Source organism: Pseudoalteromonas sp. TAE56, assembly GCF_000497955.1.
Lineage (GTDB): Bacteria > Pseudomonadota > Gammaproteobacteria > Enterobacterales > Alteromonadaceae > Pseudoalteromonas.
This window is the reverse complement of the sequence record NZ_AUTN01000100.1, coordinates 1-15,449: the sequence shown is the minus strand read 5'-3', so window position 1 is coordinate 15,449 and position 15,449 is coordinate 1. Positions and strand designations below refer to the sequence as shown.

Below are 15,449 nucleotides of genomic sequence, written 5' to 3'. Positions count from 1 at the left end.
TTAAATAAACATTGCAAAACTGAAAGCTTCATTCGAAAATATTAAACATTGAAAAGTGCACAATGGCATCTTTATGTATAATTTAAGCGACCTAGAAACATTTATAGCAGTAGTTGAAAATAAAGGAGTGCTTGCTGCTGCTCGCGAGCAGCGTTTATCGCCTGCAACGGTAAGCCATCGCTTAAGTAAATTGGAGCGTGAGCTTGCAACAGTACTTGTTTTTAGAGATAGCCGACGAGTACGGTTATCTCCCGCAGGTGAAATATTTTATACGCGAGTTGGCGCTATAATTGAGGCATTGCACGACGCTGAACATAGTATTGGTGCACGTAGCTCATCGGTAAGTGGTTTATTACGCGTGACTATGCCCCCTTGGATTTTTTCGAAATACGTAATGCCAAGGCTTAACGAGTTAGAGCAGGCCTATCCTGAACTAAAACTTGATTTTTTAATTACGGATCATTTTGTAAATGTGGTTGATGACGCACAAGATGTGGCAATTCGTGTAGGGCAATTAAATGATTCCGGTTTACTGTCGCGAAAAATAGTAAACAACAAACGTATACTTTGCGCAGCTCCTAGCTACATAAAAAAATATGGTATGCCTAAAAGCTTAGCTCAATTAAGCGAACACTATTGGGTTTGCCTGCCGTGGCAGCGCCAATTAAAACTTTTTGATGAACAAGGTAAAATACATACTTTTAATGCGAGAACACGCTTTACCATTTCTAATTCCGATAATATGACTCAAGCAGCTATTGCGGGTCATGGCATTGCAATTAAATCAATGATAGCTATTCATGAAGATATTAAAAATGGCATTTTAGTTGAAGTTATGCCCGGTGTAATGGCACAAGATGATGCCCCAGTTTGGTTTTTGCGTCCGCAAAATAGCTTAACTACCCGTAAAACCGATGTGTTTTATGATTTTATGAAATCACTATTTTTGAGCTGCGAATAAGCGCTTGAATGAGCGTTTTACTCCAGTTAACAACAAATAACCAGTAAGCTCGGCAAGTAAGGCAATTATAATGGCTGCAATAATGGCGGCTATTATAGAGTCTTTTTTTAAAATGATTTGACCTTCAAAGCGTTGCCACACTTGTTGCTTTACATCGCTCATGCCACTGATCAATGTAAAAATATATGGAGATTGCGCAAACCTATTTACAGCGATTTGTAAGTCTTGTTGTCGCGTGTAAAGTGTACTGATATTGCTTGCACCTTTATTCACAATCCCATCATCAATATTTTTATAGTGTTTTATTAGCTTATCTAAATCATTATTAAAATACTTAGCGGCATCGTTTTTAAATGGTGCAATGGCATTTTTAGCTTCAATTAATTGGGCTGATAATGCTTGGCCAAAATCGCTTACAAATGCAGGAATTTGCACTCCAAGTAGTAAACCGAATGCAAAGAAGCTAAGTCGGATGTAATCTAAAAATTTACTCATTTATCTTCCTATCCATTTAAATAACCCAGAATTAACATTTGAGCTTGTTTTTATGTCAAAAACTCGTAATCTAATGGGGCGTGTTGACCTTTGTGGATTGAAATTTGTTCAATCTAGGTACGATTTAATCGCGGCGCGAGGTTTGTAACCTAGCGGGCTAAGTCAAAACCGAGCAACAAAGAGTTAATCGTCCCTAGAAAGAACCCAACGGGCAGCGCATGTTTGGCATTTATGCTGCGTTATCACCTATTTATGGGGAATAACCACACTACATAGGCTCTGCCTTGCCTAAATCCCAAACGTACTGCTGCAAATTCAACCACGAAAGGCCAACACGCCCTAATAATAAAAATAACAACAGGTGTATGTTAAGGATGACGAAAAAAGTAAAGTTCACGTCAACATTTGTTGATATTTCTAAACAGCTCAAACGTTTTGTATCGCGCATAGTTCAACCCGACGATGTAGAAGATATTGTGCAAGAAACCTTTGTAAAAAGCTATGAAGCTGATTTAAAGCAAGACATTCAGTTTACCCGCAGTTATATGCTTAAAACAGCAAAACACCTAGCACTAAACCATATAGCAAAGTGGGACAACAAATTTAATGATTCGTTAGAAAATGATAACGAATTACCCGTACTACTCAAATCAATGAAGCTTGAAGATGAATACACATCTAAAGAGCGCTTCTTACTTTTTTGTAGAGCTACTGAGCAACTAAACTCATCAATTCGTAAATGCTTTATATTAAAAAAAGTTTATGGCATGAGCCAAAAAGAGATCGCAGATCAAATGCAGTTAAGCCAAAGCACTGTTGAAAAACACATTGCAAAAGGATTATTACAAACCATGTTGTACATGCGTGAACATGAGCAAAGCTCTCAAATACATCCTAAAGCTCAAGCACACCCTATATCAGTTAAGAGGGTCGCAGAATGAGTAATGTTCATCAATTTAATTCAAAAGATTTAATTTTAGAAAAGTCATGTGAATGGATAAGCGCAATTGATCGTGGTTTAACTGATGATGAAAAAGAGCAATTTAAATTATGGATGATGCAAAGCACCGCCCATCAAGACTCTATATATGAGCTTGCTCAGCTTTGGGATGAACTTTCGGTATTAAATGAATTAAGTCATTTATTTCCTCAGCGTAACAATACTAAAGCATCAAAAAATAAGTGGATGTTTTCTTACTCAATTGCAGCGAGTTTATTTGCAGCGTTAATGGTGTGCAGCTACTTATTAATTAATTTAGAAAATGGCTATAACCAAGAGCTTGCAAAAGTTAATTACACTAAAATTTACAAAACAAAAGTAGGCGAGCAAGCAACGTATGTGTTGCCAGATGGCACCATAGTGCAGCTTAATACTAATAGCTTGCTAGAAGTTGCTTATAGCAAAGGCCGCAGGCAGTTATTACTTAGTCGTGGAGAAGGGCGCTTTAATGTAGCAAAAGATGCTACGCGTCCGTTTAGTGTTATGGCAGGCGACAAAAGCTTTACCGCACTCGGTACCGTGTTCAATGTACAGCGTAATACCTCATCAGATTTAGAGCTTGTTGTTACCGAAGGCAAAGTGATGATCACCGACCCTAGTGTAGCGGTTGATGCAAATGACTTTAAAGATTATCAACTTGCAGATAACAGCACGCAAAAAATTCGTCAAATTAATGCCAACATTGTTACCTCAGGCGAAAAGGTAGTTATAGAGCAGAGTGTTACAAAGCCAATTACCCAACTTTCAATGAACGACGTACAACGCGATTTGGCATGGCAAAATGGCATGCTTATTTTTAACGGAGAAGAGCTAAGCGATGCTTTAAATGAAGTAAGTCGTTATACCGCGACACGTTTTGAGCTTTCTTCAGCCGAGCTTGCCAGTATTAAAGTAGCTGGGGTATTTAAAGCGGGTGACGTTGAAGGTTTACTAGAAAGTTTACAAACTAATTTTTCGATTGATCATGAGCGTTTAGGTGAGCATGTAGTAACGCTAAAACACCATACAGAATCATAAGTAGACGTTATGCAAATCAGACTAATGTTAGATAAAGTTGCATCAATAAAGATTGAACGTAAAAAAAACATTAAAAAAAAGAGACAAAGCCATAGAGGATTTTTGTTTGTCAGCTGTTTATATAAGTTGCGCAGTAACCAAACGCATTTATTGAGTGGATTTAGTGTGCTTGCACCGGCTATTTTTAGCTTGAGTGTACAAGCAGCAACTCAAACCACTGGGCAAATGGTGCAATTTGATATAAAAGCGCAGCGAGCAGACAAAGCCTTAATTGAATATGCTAAACAAACAGAGCAAACCGTGGTGTTTTCTTATGAGTTGGCAAAGCAGTATGACGCAAATTCAGTTTATGGATTTTACACTCAACTAGATGCCCTAGAGGCATTACTAGGTGGGACAGAGCTCGATGCGGTTGTTGATCAAAATGGTTTACTGAGTATAAAACTCAAACAAATCAACAGGAATGATAACAACATGATGAAGCTTTCAGCGGTCAGTGCAGCAGTATTACCAGCCTTACTTGCAGTTAATTCGCAAGGTGTGAACGCAGCAGAAGAAGTCGCTCAAGAAAAAATTGAAAAAATTGCTATTGTCGGTAGCCGTGTAGCAGGACGTTCAGTTGAAGATTTACCCGTTCCAGTAGATATCTTAAGTGCAGAAGCGCTTGAAAATACAGGCCAAACAGAAGTTGGTCGTATGCTACAGTCTATCGCTCCTTCATTTAACTTTTCAAGCTCTGCAATTAGTGACGGTACTGATGCTTTAAGACCTGCGACACTTCGCGGTTTAGGCCCCGACCAAACATTGGTGTTAATTAACGGCAAACGTCGTCACCAAGCAAGTATTATTCATATTAATGGCTCTGTTGGGCGTGGTACTGCAGGTACTGATATGAATGCAATTCCAGCCTCTGCAATTAAACGCATTGAAGTATTACGTGATGGCGCTGCTGCTCAGTATGGTTCTGATGCGATTGCTGGTGTTATTAATATTGTACTTAAAGATGGTAGCGAAGGCGGTAAAGCGGCTATTAACTACGGCCAATATTCAGAAGGTGATGGCGAAACAATTAACCTTGATTTTAATAAAGGCTTTGCGCTAGGTGATGACGGTTATTTAAATACAACTATCAATTACCGTGACCGTGCACCGACTAACCGTGCAGGTTTACATGGCTCTTGTCAGTTTTATGGTTGTACAGAGTTAAGTGACGGTACTTTACTTGCTGGCGATCCGCGTGAGCTGACAGCCGATCGTGATACCTTCAGAATTGGTGATGCTGATTCTCAGCAGTTTGGTTTAACAATTAATACCGGCTATGAATTAGGTGATGGCGAGCTTTACGGCTTTATTACTTACTCAACACGTGAAAACGAGTCGGCTGCATTTTTCCGTCATAATGCAAATGCAGGTGGTAACCCAGTACTGCAAGATAACGATGCGACAATTCCGCTAGGTTTCTTACCAAAAATTAATACAACTATCGACGATATCTCATACAACTTTGGTTATAAAACTGAGTTTGATAACGATGCAAGTCTTGATTTGTCTTACACCTACGGTGAAAACAGCATTGATTATACGACAAGTGACACTATTAATGCCTCATACGCTAACTTTTTACGTTATGACCAAGGTTTGAGTGCAGCTGATATTCGTACAACTATCCCACGTGAAGCGTACGCTTACGGCATGGAATTATCACTGCAAACAATCAACATTGATTTTACGCAAAACTTTGATGATTATTCGTTAGCGATGGGTGCTGAAATTCGTACTGACGAATACCGTATTTTAGAAGGTAGTGAATATGCATACCGCGATTACGATACGACCAACGGTGTAAGTATTTATAACGGCTTAAGTGGTGGTGTTGGCTCTGAAGATGCATCAGGTGGTTCACAAGGTTTTGGTGGTTCGTCTCCTGCGTCATCAGTTGATGAGTCGCGTGATGTAATCTCATTTTATGTAGATGCAGAAGCTTATGTGATTGAAGATGTAATTTTATCGGGTGCACTTCGCTACGATAACTACAAAGGCTTTGGTGATACAGTAAACTTTAAGCTTGCTGGTAACTGGTCTGTAACCGACGATATTTCACTACGTGGTGCATTAAGCTCAGGTTTTAGAGCACCTTCAATGCAACAGCTTTACTTTAATAATGTAAGTACGCAATTTGTTGTTGATACTAATGGTAACTTAGTTGCAGAAGAGGTTGGTACATTTAGAAATGATTCAACACTTGCGCAAAGCTTAGGTATTCCAAAGCTTAAAGAAGAAAAATCACAAAACCGTAGTTTAGGTATTGTGTATAACGTTACAGATAATATTAATGTAACCGTTGATTACTATTCAATTGATATTGACGACCGTATTGTAATTAGTGACCGCTTAGGTAAAGGTTTATCTACAAGCCTTGATGCTGCATTAAATAGTGCGGGGGCTGGCGTAGGGCAGTTTTTCTTAAATGGTGCTGATACTGAAACTCGTGGTGTTGATTTTGTAGCAACGTGGAACACTGAAGGTTTAGGCGGTACGCTTGATTTTACACTTGCAGCTAACTTCACTAAAACAGATGTTGTATCGTTATTTTCTCCTGCTGGCTCAAGCCTTGAGACAGTAAGTGTAGATGATATATTTTCAGCGGAAGATATCTCTATTATAGAAGAGTGGCAACCAGAGGATCGTATTAACTTAAGTGCACTTTATCAACGTGATGATTGGACAGTTAACCTGTCACTTAATCGCTTTGGTGAGTACACAGTAGAAGATGGTGGACGTCAAACGTATGGCGCAGAAATTTTAACTGACGTTAAAGTTAACTACTTCGTTACTGAAGATTTGTCGGTAAACATTGGTGCAAATAACTTGTTTGACGTTTACCCAGATAAAAACGAAATAGGTAACTCTCGCTCAGGTACTATTGTGGATGCTAGTGGCAACACAGTAATAAGTAGCTCAGGTGTGTTTGACTACTCACGTCGCTCGGCTCCATTTGGATTTAACGGTGCTTACTACTACGTAGGTGCAGAATACCGTTTTTAATTAATAACCTCCCTTTCGTTATTTAACTCAAAGGGCCGTAAGGCCCTTTTTTTGTTTTAGCTTGGGCTCATTTTATTTAGAAATCAAACTTATTGAATAATCATCGTATTGCTTAATATTATTCATTACACTCATTAAAGTATTATGTGTACTGTTTTCGTCTGCGGTTATAAGTACCGAACTTATTTCATATTTAGCCGCGAACATCGCTAAATTAGACGTAACTTGCTCTAAATCAATTAACCTCCCTGAAAAATATACTCCGTTACTTTCATCAATTCTAAATAAAGCATTTTTAACAGGCTTATCTATTTGAGGGCTGTCGAGTGGTCGGTTTAATTCAATAGCCACAGGTTTTACAAAAGATGTAGTTACAATAAAGAAAATTAGTAATATGAACACTATGTCTAACATCGGGGTCATATCTACATCAGCATTATTTTGTAGTTTGGTTAGTTTTTTCATATTGGACCTTATTTTTAATTAAATGCTGCGGCGCCACAGCAAGGTTTTAGGTACCTATTAACAAAATTAGCACAGCAAAAATAAAGCGTGGTTAAATAAATATTCTAATAACATTAAATATTTGTACTAATTATGTATTAAAATGTGGTGAAATAAGGTGGTGTTTATACTGATCTGCTTAAATATGGGTCTATTTAGCATCGTTATAATGTAATGCAATTTGTTAAATTGCTTAAAAAACTATGTAGATTGGTATTAGAGGCAATAAAAAACCCAGCTCGAGGCTGGGTTCTAGTTATGCGCTATGTCAGCTTAATGCTTTTGCATACGGCTCATTTCTGCATGGCAGCTTTGCATTGTTAATAATGTTTTAGCCAGTGCAGCTTCGCAGTCAGCTGGTTGCGGTTTATCCATTGCTGCTTTAATTTCTTCAAGGGTTTTATCTTCTACCTCTTCGAGCTCTTTTACATACGTGCTGTCGTTGTGTGAGGTGAAAGTAGTCAATAGGGCTGTGTACGCACGTCGTGCTTCAACTGCGAAAGATGAGCCATCTTCACGTTCGCCTTTTTCATTAATTGCATATGGCTGCAAGCGCTCAACACTCACTTTTCGGGCATCTATCATACGCTGAAAAAGTGCACCAATAGCAGGGTCTTCAACTTTTCCCTGCGCCTTTTGATAAAAATCTATGCCGCTGTTCATAACTTGAATGATGTCAGTAATATGATTTACTTCTGATCCTTGATGGGTGTTCATAATGACCTCTTTAATTAAATGAATGTATAGTTCAATTTAATAAAAGCAATGTATGTTCCACGTTTCAATAGTTATGTAGTTATTTGATTTTATTGGTTTAATTTTGTTTTAGTAAGATGCTAAGTTAACAGGCAGAAAATTAACCTAGCAATTTTTACATTATATTGTGTAATAAAGTTATTTTAGCTCTTCAGCTACTTCAGCTACTTTTTGACGTAACCAAATGTGACTCGCATCGCGATGTAACAGTGGGCTCCAAATCATATCAAGCTCAAAAGGAGGAATTGGAAATGGTGGCTCTAAAATTTTAAGCCCCGGATCATCTAAATATATATTTGCGGCTTTTGAAGGAAGGGTCGCAATCAAATTTTTCTCTTTAGCTAAATGAATTGCCACATGGTAGTTACGCGTAAAAGTGGCAATATTACGATGCTTACCAAAGTGAGCAAGTGCTTCGTCAACCCAGCCAAGTTTTTGCACATCTTTAGGGTCCATGCCTACACCTACACCAAAACCTGTTTTGCTTACCCATATATGGCGCGCTTTTAAATAGCTGTCGAGACTAAAGTTTTCAATTATAGGATTATCGGCTTTTACTAAGCAGCAAAAACTATCTTTCCAAATACGTTTATGATGAAAAGACTGAGGTAAGTTTTCAAAACGGTTGATTGCCATATCTACTTTACCGTTTTCTACATCATGAAAGGTGACATCACTTGGTGTGAGTATATCTAAAGTAGTATCGGGGGCTTCTTCGTGCAATTTACTTAAAAGCTTTGGTGCTAATGTACTTGCAGCGTAATCACTGGCCATTATTCTAAACACACGCTTACTTTGGCTTGCCTCAAATTCTCGATTAGGAGCTAGAGTTTCTTCAAGGGTCATTAATATGCCACGAATAACGGGTTGTAACTCCAAAGCACGCTCGGTAGGCACCATACCATCGCTGGTACGAACTAAAATAGGGTCGTTAAATAAGTTACGAAGACGTTTAAGGCCATTACTCATTGCAGGTTGCGTTATACTCAATTGATTAGCAGCGCGTGTTACGTTGCATTCTCGAAGCAATGTATCGAGGTAAACGAGTAAATTTAAATCTATTTTACTTATATTCATTGTGTGTGTCCTTTAGCGCTTACCAGTGGTGAATAAAGCGCTGTGCTGTCGGGTATGGGTAAATATGACTTACCTGACCATTTTTTATATTTTGTTGTGCCTGCTTCCAAAAGCTAACATCTATAAGCTCAGGATGAGTGCTGAGTAAAAACTTCTTATACATAGGGTTTGGCATTACAAATGTACAAAGCTGCTCAGGAAATACGTCCTGTGGTGCAACAGAGTAACTTTGTCCATCCATTAGATAGTCGTCATAGCTCTTTGCTTTTGGTAATGCTCTAAAGTTCATATCGGTTAGATATTGAACTTCATCGTAATCGTAAAAAATAATACGTTTGTGCTTACTTACACCAAAGTTTTTTAAGAGCATATCGCCAGGAAATATATTAACGGCAATCATTTCTTTTAGAGCTTGCCCGTATTCTTCAATCGCGTCTGCGGCACTTTCTTCATCAGCATTTTCTAAAAATAAATTGAGTGGTGTCATGCGCCGTTCAATATATAAATGCTTGATGATCAACCATTCGCCTTCAATTACCATTGATGAGCCAATTGTTTTATGTAATTGCGCAAGTAAATTACTATCAAAACGCGCCAAAGGAAATACGACGTTAGAATACTCTATGGTATCGGCCATTCTGCCAACGCGATCATGGTTTTTTACTAGTTGATAACGCTTTAATACGGTATCACGGCCGAAGGGCTTACTTTCACCAAATTTGTCTTTTATTACTTTAAAAACATAACCAAATGAGGGAAGGGTAAATACCATCATCACCATACCGGGAGTACCCGGTGCAATTGTAAACTCATCACTAGAGTGAGATAAGTGATTTAAAAACTCTCGATAAAACTCAGTTTTACCCTGCTTATGAAAACCCACTGCGTTATAGAGCTCAGCAAGTGTTTTGTTTGGCATAAGCTGATTCAAAAACCGGACAAGTGCTGAAGGTGCATGAGTCTCTACCATAAAGTAGGCACGGGCAAAGCCAAAAATGACACGCATTTGAGATGATTTAGTTAAAAGTGCATCTAAATATAATCCGTTATCTTCATCGTGTAACACGGCGATTATAAAAGGCTGAACCCCACTTTTTGAAACAACACGACCAACAATATAAGCTGCTTTATTACGATAAAAAGGTGTGTGTAAAATATCAAAGCGCATTTGCCAAGGTTGATGATGTGTATCGGGGGCTTGTTTATAAAATGCTTTAACAAGAAGGCGAATATCACGCTCTAAATTTACAAATGGGGCTTTAAAATCAAAATGATTAATAATGCGCTTTATTGTTGGCTTTAGGCCATCAACTACTGGAAAGTATGTCCTATATTCGGCCTCAACAGGTACTGAAGGAGCATCTTTCAAAGTTGCTTCTACAAATATAAAGTCATTATGAAAATAGCGCCTATGGTACAGCCGGCAAAATACAGAGTTATAAAAGGTTTCGGCGAGTTCTGCTTGAGGGTGGAAACATAAAAAATGCTGATATATCTTTTTAACTTCGAGCCATAGGCTTTCATCTAATTGCTCTGTTGGGGTTTCTTTTTTTAGCGCTTGTGTGGTTTCGTTAACACGATCATCATAATAGCTGATACGCAAACGGCTGATATCATTAATTGCTTGCCAATCTTTTTTTGCAAAGGCGAGAGGGGCTTTGGCCGTTGTTTTTTGAAATAGCTGATAGTGCCTTTTAAAACCCGTTAAAATTAATTCAGCAATATGGCGAGGCTGCATTTGCACTCCTTAATAGTCCCTAGAGCTTATACTCTATTGTGTTAAGGGTATGTTATTTTAAGTTTAAAACCAAGATAAATATTACTTGCTAATTAAGAGTGATTTATTTGTATTGAGCTATCTTTTTTTCGAGAATTTTAATTTGTTTAGTAATAATCAATACATCTTTTTTGTACTCTTTATTAATTATTTTTAATTTTATAGTAATGTCTTTGGTAATACGCTTTTTATCATCAATGGCTAGAATATGATTTAACCGTTCTTGTTGTTTATATTCAGCACGCTCTTTATTACGATCAAGTATTGTTAGTTTATGGTTATTACTGCGAAGCTCTGCCTGTAAGCCAGATAGAAGCCTTTCACGCTCAAGTTCGTTTAGTTGTTTAGTGTAGTCAACCTTAGGACCTGAATACTGATTACCCGTTGTGTTAACTTTATAAGTCGTTGCTTCGTCGTCACACGGCAGTTGAGAGAAGATTGTGCCTTTTTCTGTTACACATTTGTAGTAAGTGGTATCGCTAAAGCTAAAAAAACTGATAAGTAAAAAGCTAGAATGGAGAATATAACGAGAAGTTTTAAACATACATGTCATCCTTGGTTTTTATATCTAACAACAATATAAAACTATAACCTAGCTTGGTGGTATATCAAGCTAGGTTAGGATAACTGTTATTGGGTAAAGGTTTTGAGCTTTTTAATACTCTGTACTAAAAATGGTATATCTAAACCTTGTTCAATAGAAAAACCTTCAGCGGCGGAAATGTTTTTAAAGTTACCATCTGAATCTATTAAGGTAATCCTATCTTTTTTATAGGCTATAACGACACCCTGAGAGTAGTTAACGCCCATATCATCTTTTTTCTTGTATAAATTAACGCCCAGCATTGTTTGCTTAGCAATGGCTTTACAATTTAAATATTGGCCAACACTTGTTGCAATTAAATCGCTAGGTTGAATAAGTCCATCTACTTTAGAAATACGTTTGTCGGAGCTATATAAAGTTGATGTTGTTACTACTTCTTGCTTGTTATTGGCAAGACTAAAAGCAAAAACCTGTGTTTTATCATCTCGTACAACGGCGTTATCGCTACTTTTAATAACTCTAATTGCGCTAGAACTATGTGCTTGATCATTTATAAAACTAAGTTCTTCCACGCCGGTTACTTCAATGCTGCGGCGCTGACTTTGCCATGCGGGAAGAGTTTGATCTCTTAAAATTGCTGCTTTATAAAAAGCTGGCAAACCATACACTAAGCTAAATAGCATATCGTCGTGATTAGTTGGCTGTAAAAACTGCTCTGTTTTGTGTAAGTTTTTATTATCGGCAACAAATTTAGCGAGTTGTTGCTGGGTTTCAAATACAAAAATATCTACATTGGCTTGTGTGTAGTCTTCACACTTATCAAGCGGGCTTGGCATTTGATAACTAATGTTTTGGTTATTAATTTTTACGTTATGTGCTTGCTTATAGCTTTCTATATCAAGCAGGTCATTTTTAGCCAATAAACTTTTAGCGGTAGTAGGGTATGACAGTGGTAGTACATTATCTTGCTTCGTTACGTCAAAGTTTAAATTTGCGTCGGCCCAAATATGAATACTGTGACTAAGTGAAAAACACACTATTAAAAATGAAATTGCGTAACGTGCAAATTTATATTGTTTTAAGCGCTCAAGGTGTTGCCATGTGTAATTACTCACAAGTAGCTGAAAGCCTAAAATAAGTAATACAATCCCACTGGCTAAAATGGTTGTTAAAGCAGGTGAACTGGTTAAACGATGCCACAGTAGAGAAATAATCTCAGGTAAGGCAGATATACTTAGATGATAACCCAAATTAACGTAAACATAAGCATCAAGGGTAAGCAGTGAAGCGCCTAGTGTGGCTATAACAGCCGCCATGCCTCGTATATGTCGTGGGTAGGGGAATATTAAACTAAGCGGAAATACCGTCAGCACAAACGCTAAAAAGGCGATAAAACTAGTGTGGCTTAACCACGTTACTAGCATATAAGTAATGCCCATAAAGCTTGTTGGTGGCGAGTCGGCAAATAAGTAGCTTAAGCTAATAAATAGCGCCAAGCCAATATTGGCAAAAGTAAACCAATGGCCCCAGCTTAATAGCTGACTCGCTTTTGATGAAAACTGATTGTGCTGCGATAAATTCATAGAGTTTATTTAACCGACTGTGATAGAGCTTTTGCAAAGTTCTCAGTTACGGCTTGTCTTTTCCCTGTTGGTACATGCTCTTTTAAGATATGCGTGATAGAATTTCCTAAACACATAAGGCTTAAATCTACCGGCGCATTGTGTTTAGTTAGCACATCAATAAGCTGATCGACGATTTGTTCTACTTCTTCATTAGAGTATTTTGATAAGATTGGCATCAGTTGGTTCAATAAAATAGTTATATTCTCGTATTTTAACACTAGAGGCGTGAAAAACAAAGATGACAACAGACGTTAAAAAATTAGTCGTTCATTATGTAGACAAAAAAGACGGCGATACGCAAATTCACCTTCGAAATGATGAGATGGTAATTAACGATAAAGTAGCCGTTTTTATCGAACAATTACATCATGCATACAATGGTAAGCCAGGTAAAGGTTACTGTGCTTTCAGTGGTGATAAAAACAGTGTTGTAGCATCTGCAATGCAAAGCTACCGTAACGATGAGCTAGGCTTTTGGCATATGACCGAGCAAGCCTCAACGGTTTTAAAAGAAGAACTTGATAAGTATGCATTTAGTGAAACAGGCTATTTAGTATTTTGTCATTATCAGTATGTTGCTACCGATTACATGTTAATTGCGATGATTAACATTAAAGAGCATTACTCTATGACGTCTGAGCTTGATTTAGCGGCTTCTCGCCATTTAGACATATCTCGCATGCAACTCGCTGCTCGTATCGATTTAACAGCGTGGGATACGCAAGCAGAAGATAATCGTTATATTTCGTTTATCAAAGGACGTGCGGGTCGTAAAGTTGCTGACTTTTTCTTAGACTTTTTAGGCTGTGAAGAGGGTATTGATTCAAAACAGCAAAGCCAAGTAATGCTTAGCGCAGTAGAGGATTATTTATCAGAGCAACAGTTTGATAAATCAGAAAAAGACGATTTACGTAAACAAGTATTTGATTACTGTAATGATTGCGTAACCACAGGCGAAGATGCAAGTGTGAGCGATCTATCTGCAACGCTTACAAAAGGCGATGACAGCCCGTTTGATAGTTTTTGCAAAGAGCAAAGCTATGACTTGGAAGAAACTTTCCCCGTTGATAAAAAAACAGTAACCAGTATGGTTAAGTTTTCAGGTCTTGGTGGTGGTGTAAGTGTCAGTTTTGAACGTAAACACTTAGGTGAGCGCGTAACGTACAACGAAGCAACCGATACACTAGTGATTAAAGGTATTCCGCCAAACTTAAAAGATCAGCTACAACGTTTTATGGAAAATGAAAAAGAGTAAACTCATTTGAGCGAGTTGAAAGTTGATTCAAGAGCGCGATATTTATATTGCGCTTTTTTTTACTGGTATCGAAATTCATTGAATCGGAACAGAGCCACTTAAAGATCTATTTCACAAAGAGAAGTGAAAGAAGAGTAAGTGAGAAACACAAGCTAATCTTATTCACGGTGTTAAATTTCGGCTGTAGATACCATCTCTCATTTTAAGCTTCAAGGTCGTATTTAACTTTCTTGGAGCTTAAACGCTTCTTGGTTTTTTATTACACCAAAACATATATGAATGAGCTTTCGCATATTTGCACACACAGCTTGCATCGGTGTTTTACCATTATTTATTAACGTTAACTTATGTCGTTTTATTGTTTTATTCCATTGCCCTGCAACAATGGCCGCCATATAAAGTTTACATCGAATTCTGGCTGGCCCAAGTTTACTGATTGATGTTCGCCCTTTTAATTTACCCGATTCATTATGCCGTGGAATTAATCCACAATAAGCCGCCGCTTCTTTGGCTTTATTAAATTTTTTAGCCGCAAATAAATACGTCAGCTCTCTCGATAATACGGGCCCTATGCCAGGGATAGACTCAAGTAGTTTCCTGTTTCTTTTTAAATCAGGTTCATTATCTATGTGGTTATCAATGTCAGATTTAAGCTGTTTAATTTCGTCATCTAAAAACGCGATAGTTACTTTTATCGATTGGCAAACACGCGCGGAAACGTTGCTGAATTCACTTGCTTCTAATCGGTTAGCTTCTCGTTGTCGGTTACTCTCAAGCGCATCTAAACGACGGATAAGGGCTTTAAGCTCTCTAACTTCTAATGCATCAGGTTGCCAATAACTAACGACTGCGTGCTTAGCACAGCCGTAATGAGCAAGCATCGTTGCATCAGATTTGTCTGTTTTATGAATTATGTTTAAAGCGTCTGCATACTTTTTAGCTTTACCGGGATTCGCTAAAATAATATTAAAGCCTTGCTCGTGTAAAAAATACATCAGTGCTTCATGATAAACACCCGTTGGTTCGAGGGTGATAACGAGCTCATTAGCAGCGCTTTTAGTTGTATTTAAAAGCCATTTTTCTATTGCTAAAAAGTCTTGATGCTTGTTTTTAAAGACTTTTGTTTTAATTTTGTTTGTAAGCTGGTCTCTCAACCACGATAAATCAATCTTCTCTTTACTAATATCAATGCCGATAAACATCATCTCTACTTACTCCCCTTGTACATACAGCATCTACTTAAAAAAAGTGTGCTTGGATACCATTCAGTTTGTGAGAATAGAAAGTCAGGGCTTTATCTACGGCGCAGTATTAAATACTAGGCGTAAAGGCAAGCTCACTGACTTCGATGTGATAAATGATAGCTAATCATTAATCAATGAGAGATACAAGG

14 protein-coding genes are annotated in these 15,449 nt (G+C 37.7%); 5 read left to right on the top strand and 9 right to left on the bottom strand.

Features of this window, described 5'->3' with window-relative positions; genetic code table 11:
• Positions 1-73 precede the first annotated feature (73 nt).
• Positions 74-961 (top strand): LysR family transcriptional regulator, encoded by an 888-nt coding sequence (locus L656_RS0110200; protein ID WP_024599130.1) that lies wholly within the window; start codon positions 74-76, stop codon positions 959-961.
• Here L656_RS0110200 and L656_RS0110195 read toward each other — a convergent pair.
• Positions 941-1,456 carry a DUF2937 family protein gene (locus L656_RS0110195; RefSeq protein WP_024599129.1) on the bottom strand — a complete coding sequence of 172 codons (516 nt, stop codon included), beginning with the start codon at positions 1,454-1,456 and terminating at the stop codon, positions 941-943. The genes L656_RS0110200 and L656_RS0110195 overlap by 21 nt on opposite strands.
• Before the next feature lie 374 nt (positions 1,457-1,830).
• On the opposite strand from L656_RS0110195, the gene L656_RS0110190 reads away from it, so the two are divergent.
• From L656_RS0110190 to L656_RS0110180, 3 genes are read left to right on the top strand one after another with little or no spacing between them, the layout of a single operon-like run.
• Positions 1,831-2,397, top strand: coding sequence for an RNA polymerase sigma factor (locus L656_RS0110190; RefSeq protein ID WP_024599128.1), 567 nt, complete (start codon positions 1,831-1,833; stop codon positions 2,395-2,397).
• Positions 2,394-3,473 (top strand): FecR family protein, encoded by a 1,080-nt coding sequence (locus L656_RS0110185; RefSeq protein WP_024599127.1) that lies wholly within the window; start codon positions 2,394-2,396, stop codon positions 3,471-3,473. Before L656_RS0110190 ends, L656_RS0110185 begins: the two co-directional genes overlap by 4 nt.
• A gap of 9 nt (positions 3,474-3,482) precedes the next feature.
• Positions 3,483-6,518, top strand: coding sequence for a TonB-dependent receptor plug domain-containing protein (locus tag L656_RS0110180; RefSeq protein ID WP_024599126.1), 3,036 nt, complete (start codon positions 3,483-3,485; stop codon positions 6,516-6,518).
• 72 nt (positions 6,519-6,590) lie between these two features.
• On the opposite strand, the gene L656_RS0110175 is transcribed toward L656_RS0110180, so the two are convergent.
• The 7 genes from L656_RS0110175 to L656_RS0110145 all read right to left on the bottom strand — a co-directional run bounded on the left by L656_RS0110175 (position 6,591) and on the right by L656_RS0110145 (position 12,977).
• Entirely contained in the window at positions 6,591-6,983 is a 393-nt protein-coding gene (locus L656_RS0110175) for an ExbD/TolR family protein (protein ID WP_024599125.1), read from the bottom strand.
• 312 nt (positions 6,984-7,295) lie between these two features.
• Entirely contained in the window at positions 7,296-7,739 is a 444-nt protein-coding gene (locus tag L656_RS0110170) for a ferritin-like domain-containing protein (protein WP_024599124.1), read from the bottom strand.
• A 177-nt stretch (positions 7,740-7,916) separates the two neighbouring features.
• Positions 7,917-8,855, bottom strand: coding sequence for a LysR family transcriptional regulator (locus tag L656_RS0110165; RefSeq protein WP_002961484.1), 939 nt, complete (start codon positions 8,853-8,855; stop codon positions 7,917-7,919).
• A gap of 19 nt (positions 8,856-8,874) precedes the next feature.
• Positions 8,875-10,593, bottom strand: coding sequence for a bifunctional isocitrate dehydrogenase kinase/phosphatase (aceK, locus tag L656_RS0110160; RefSeq protein WP_024599123.1), 1,719 nt, complete (start codon positions 10,591-10,593; stop codon positions 8,875-8,877).
• Positions 10,594-10,696: 103 nt separating this feature from the next.
• Positions 10,697-11,176 carry a hypothetical protein gene (locus tag L656_RS0110155; RefSeq protein ID WP_024599122.1) on the bottom strand — a complete coding sequence of 160 codons (480 nt, stop codon included), beginning with the start codon at positions 11,174-11,176 and terminating at the stop codon, positions 10,697-10,699.
• 86 nt (positions 11,177-11,262) lie between these two features.
• Positions 11,263-12,759, bottom strand: coding sequence for a DUF3413 domain-containing protein (locus tag L656_RS0110150; protein WP_007585701.1), 1,497 nt, complete (start codon positions 12,757-12,759; stop codon positions 11,263-11,265).
• Between the two features lie 5 nt (positions 12,760-12,764).
• On the bottom strand, positions 12,765-12,977 hold the full coding sequence (locus L656_RS0110145) for a DUF1414 domain-containing protein (RefSeq protein ID WP_007375276.1): 213 nt from the start codon (positions 12,975-12,977) through the stop codon (positions 12,765-12,767).
• 62 nt (positions 12,978-13,039) lie between these two features.
• Between L656_RS0110145 and yejK the strand changes: the two genes are divergently transcribed.
• Positions 13,040-14,056, top strand: a complete 1,017-nt coding sequence (gene yejK, locus L656_RS0110140; protein ID WP_024599121.1) for a nucleoid-associated protein YejK — start codon at positions 13,040-13,042, stop codon at positions 14,054-14,056.
• A gap of 221 nt (positions 14,057-14,277) precedes the next feature.
• Here yejK and L656_RS0110135 read toward each other — a convergent pair whose 3' ends face one another.
• Positions 14,278-15,261, bottom strand: coding sequence for an IS110 family transposase (locus tag L656_RS0110135; protein ID WP_024599096.1), 984 nt, complete (start codon positions 15,259-15,261; stop codon positions 14,278-14,280).
• Positions 15,262-15,449 lie beyond the last annotated feature (188 nt).

What these genes read in the sequence shown, in the direction of transcription:
- L656_RS0110200 (WP_024599130.1), top strand. Translation starts at nt 74, where the DNA reads ATGTATAATTTAAGCGACCTAGAAACATTTATAGCAGTAGTTGAAAAT.
- L656_RS0110195 (WP_024599129.1), bottom strand. Translation starts at nt 1,456, where the DNA reads ATGAGTAAATTTTTAGATTACATCCGACTTAGCTTCTTTGCATTCGGT.
- L656_RS0110190 (WP_024599128.1), top strand. Translation starts at nt 1,831, where the DNA reads ATGACGAAAAAAGTAAAGTTCACGTCAACATTTGTTGATATTTCTAAA.
- L656_RS0110185 (WP_024599127.1), top strand. Translation starts at nt 2,394, where the DNA reads ATGAGTAATGTTCATCAATTTAATTCAAAAGATTTAATTTTAGAAAAG.
- L656_RS0110180 (WP_024599126.1), top strand. Translation starts at nt 3,483, where the DNA reads ATGCAAATCAGACTAATGTTAGATAAAGTTGCATCAATAAAGATTGAA.
- L656_RS0110175 (WP_024599125.1), bottom strand. Translation starts at nt 6,983, where the DNA reads ATGAAAAAACTAACCAAACTACAAAATAATGCTGATGTAGATATGACC.
- L656_RS0110170 (WP_024599124.1), bottom strand. Translation starts at nt 7,739, where the DNA reads ATGAACACCCATCAAGGATCAGAAGTAAATCATATTACTGACATCATT.
- L656_RS0110165 (WP_002961484.1), bottom strand. Translation starts at nt 8,855, where the DNA reads ATGAATATAAGTAAAATAGATTTAAATTTACTCGTTTACCTCGATACA.
- aceK (WP_024599123.1), bottom strand. Translation starts at nt 10,593, where the DNA reads ATGCAGCCTCGCCATATTGCTGAATTAATTTTAACGGGTTTTAAAAGG.
- L656_RS0110155 (WP_024599122.1), bottom strand. Translation starts at nt 11,176, where the DNA reads ATGTTTAAAACTTCTCGTTATATTCTCCATTCTAGCTTTTTACTTATC.
- L656_RS0110150 (WP_007585701.1), bottom strand. Translation starts at nt 12,759, where the DNA reads ATGAATTTATCGCAGCACAATCAGTTTTCATCAAAAGCGAGTCAGCTA.
- L656_RS0110145 (WP_007375276.1), bottom strand. Translation starts at nt 12,977, where the DNA reads ATGCCAATCTTATCAAAATACTCTAATGAAGAAGTAGAACAAATCGTC.
- yejK (WP_024599121.1), top strand. Translation starts at nt 13,040, where the DNA reads ATGACAACAGACGTTAAAAAATTAGTCGTTCATTATGTAGACAAAAAA.
- L656_RS0110135 (WP_024599096.1), bottom strand. Translation starts at nt 15,261, where the DNA reads ATGATGTTTATCGGCATTGATATTAGTAAAGAGAAGATTGATTTATCG.